This is a genomic window from Vibrio sp. 10N.286.49.E11 (genome assembly GCF_041469505.1).
Classification (GTDB): domain Bacteria; phylum Pseudomonadota; class Gammaproteobacteria; order Enterobacterales; family Vibrionaceae; genus Vibrio; species Vibrio crassostreae_C.
This window is the reverse complement of the sequence record NZ_JBFRKQ010000133.1, coordinates 1-3,107: the sequence shown is the minus strand read 5'-3', so window position 1 is coordinate 3,107 and position 3,107 is coordinate 1. Positions and strand designations below refer to the sequence as shown.

2 protein-coding genes are annotated in these 3,107 nt (G+C 43.0%); one reads left to right on the top strand and one right to left on the bottom strand.

Going from position 1 to position 3,107, the window contains the following annotated elements; all coding sequences use genetic code 11:
* Positions 1 to 246: 246 nt before the first annotated feature.
* Positions 247 to 1,287 carry an IS110 family transposase gene (locus AB4167_RS21805; RefSeq protein ID WP_136978156.1) on the bottom strand — a complete coding sequence of 347 codons (1,041 nt, stop codon included), beginning with the start codon at positions 1,285 to 1,287 and terminating at the stop codon, positions 247 to 249.
* Positions 1,288 to 1,595: 308 nt separating this feature from the next.
* Between AB4167_RS21805 and AB4167_RS21800 the strand changes: the two genes are divergently transcribed.
* Positions 1,596 to 2,996 (top strand): group II intron reverse transcriptase/maturase, encoded by a 1,401-nt coding sequence (locus AB4167_RS21800; protein WP_372137013.1) that lies wholly within the window; start codon positions 1,596 to 1,598, stop codon positions 2,994 to 2,996.
* Positions 2,997 to 3,107: the final 111 nt, after the last annotated feature.

Genomic DNA, 3,107 nt, shown 5'->3' with positions numbered 1-3,107 from the left:
GTCGCCGTACTCTCCGCACTTATATGGACTCCTCGTTTTAATCAATGCCTTTTTAAATAGAACGATAGTTGCGCACTTATATACGGGCTCTTATTGGAGAGCTACTCCTGCCCTTTGATGTGTTCGCTCCAATGGTCCGAGTCTATAGCGCAGTATCTAAGTACTTTTGTGCGGATCTGAATTCCATTGGTTGTATTATCGCTTTATTTTATGCAAGTCATTGAATTAAAATTTGATTGACACTACTTATGCTTGAATCGCCAATGGGTGATACTCACTATCACTTTTTATGAGTGCAACGGCGGTTCTAACCGTCTTATTTGCCAGAGCAATAGCAGCTATTTTCTTACCACGTCGCTCTATCATAGATTTTAACCACCGTTCTTTTTCTGTTGTTGGTGCTCGAAGTGTAACTTTGTACACTATAGACATTGCTCCTTGATACAAGAGGCTTCTCAAACGCTTATCTGCGCAACTTTTAGAAATATGCCCTATACGCTCTTTACCGCCAGTAGAGTGTTGTTTAGGCGTTAATCCTATACAAGCAGACGCATCTCGACTTCGAACAAATTCTTTACCATTACCTAAACGTACCATTAGACCTAATGCTACGATTGGCCCAACTCCTTCTAGTTTACTAAGCTTTTTACAGATTTTATTTTGACTGACATGCTCTGTAATTAAACCGTCGTAGTATTCTATTTGTTCTGTATACATAGCTAATAAATCAGATTGAGATGCGAGTACTTGGCGTAAACAATCTGGTAACCCATTTTCTGCATCTTCTAATATTTCTGGGATCCGTTTTGCTAAAGGAGTTATTCCTTTGGGCAAAACGATGCCAAATTCCATTAAGAACCCACGCATTTGATTACTAAGTGCTGTTCGTTGGGCTATCTGTAATGACCGAGCACGATCCAAACACTGTAGTCCTTGCTCTTCTTCAGACATCTGACTGCAACTAGATATATGAGGAAGTAGAGCGGCAACTCCTATCGCATAAGCATCATTCTTATCCGTTTTCTGTTTGAGTTGTAGACCTTTAACTGCACGAGGTGGGATGACTTTAACTTCATAATTATTTTTCTTCGCTAAGCGAGCCCAGTAATGAGCACCACCACAAGCCTCCATGACCACTAAAGAAAACTTCTTCTTTCCAGTTAGCAGTCTGATCAAACTAGTACGGCTGATAGCTTTGTTCATGAGAACTTCACCATTGATTCTCATATAGCAAACTTGAAATGAGTTTTTCGCTAGGTCGATGGCAAGTATTAGATTCTCTTCCATATCTGAGCTCCACTATTTTTACAGGTGTATTTATAACGTAGTCCCCGAGGGGAGAGGAGTCCATACATCTATAGTGGGCATCTAAGCTGACATTTTACGTAACATACGGAACAGGGTAAGCCTGAATTACTCCCTTTGGGAAAGCCTTTGTGGCCGATAGTGATGCAGGTATAGGAGGTCGGAAAAAGCGAAAGCTGCATTGTAATGATGTAGATACAGACCTGTGTCTGATCACGAAAGTGAGCCCACTTCCGACTGGTCTCCCGTTGCGAGAGAATTTGAAGAACTTTATTCAAGGAGAAAAGCAAATGATGATCTCGAAAGAGATTAGTGCATCTTCTGACGGCGCTCAATGGCAGTCCATCGATTGGAAATCCGTTGAAGCACACGTATTGAAGCTTCAAATGCGTATCGCAAAAGCAACTAGAGAAAAGAAATACGGTAAGGTGAAGTCCTTACAGTGGCTCTTGACTCATTCTCGCTCAGCCAAGCTTCTTGCGGTTAAGCGAGTCTCTAAGAATAAAGGCAGTAAAACGCCTGGAATAGACGGTGTCACCTGGAACACAGATGCACGCCGTATGAAAGCAGTCAATCAACTGAGTCGCAAGGCTTACTCTGCAAAACCACTCAAACGTATCTACATTCCCAAAAAGAACGGCAAGCTCAGGCCATTGGGTATTCCATGCATGATTGATAGAGCGCAACAAGCCCTCCACCTTCTAGCATTAGAGCCTGTGTCCGAAACGTTTGCCGACCTCAATAGCTATGGTTTTAGGCCAAATCGCAGCACGGCTGACGCTGTCAGTCAGTGCTTCAAATGTTTAGCTCTAAAGCGATCAGCGAAATGGGTTCTTGAGGGAGATATTAAGGCTTGCTTCGACAAAATCGGGCATCAATGGCTTATGAACAATATCACGGTAGATAAACGTATGTTAGAGCAATGGTTAAAGTCTGGCTATGTGGATAAGGGTCTGTTCTATGATACCGATGAGGGAACACCTCAAGGTGGAATAATCTCTCCAACCTTGATGCTAATGACTCTCGCGGGAATAGAGCAACAAATAAAATCTACAGCCCTGAAAAAGGGCGCTAGGGCCAACTTTATCGGTTACGCGGATGATTTCGTGGTCACTTGCTCTTCAAAGGAAGTGCTAGTGAACGACATCAAACCGTTGATTGCTGACTTTCTGGGTTTCAATCACAGGAAGTACAAAGGGAAATTGCTCATTAAACCGAGCAAATCTAACACGCTGTTATTCCTTAGAAATCTACGTGAACTTATTAAAAAGCACGCAACCATCCCTGTTAACGATCTTATCAAGTTGATAAATCCGAAACTTAGAGGGTGGGCGAATTACTATCGCCACTGTGTTGCTAAACAAGTATTCGGGTATGTCGGCCACAAACTATTCCAAGCGTTATGGCACTGGGCAGTTAGACGTCATCCAACCAAGTCCAAAGACTGGGTTGTTCATAAGTATTTTCTCAATCGTAAAGGCCAGTGGCAATTTCACGGTTGGCAGAAAATCATGGACATGGACTGTCACTTCAATCTGTTCCAAATAGCTAAAGTGCCCATCGAGCGACACGTAAAAATCAGGAATGCAGCGACCCCTTTTGACCCTCAATACCAAGAATATTTGGTGAAGAGAAAATCTAAAAGGCTAGCTCGTAACTCTTGGAAAGAGCCTGTCCCGACTGCGTTATAAGTTGCTGGGTATCAATGATGCCTTAGTGGAGGCTTGAGCCGTATGCAGTGAAAGTTGCACGTACGGTTCTTAGAGGGGCGGCACTTGGTAACAAGTGTCGTCTACTCGACA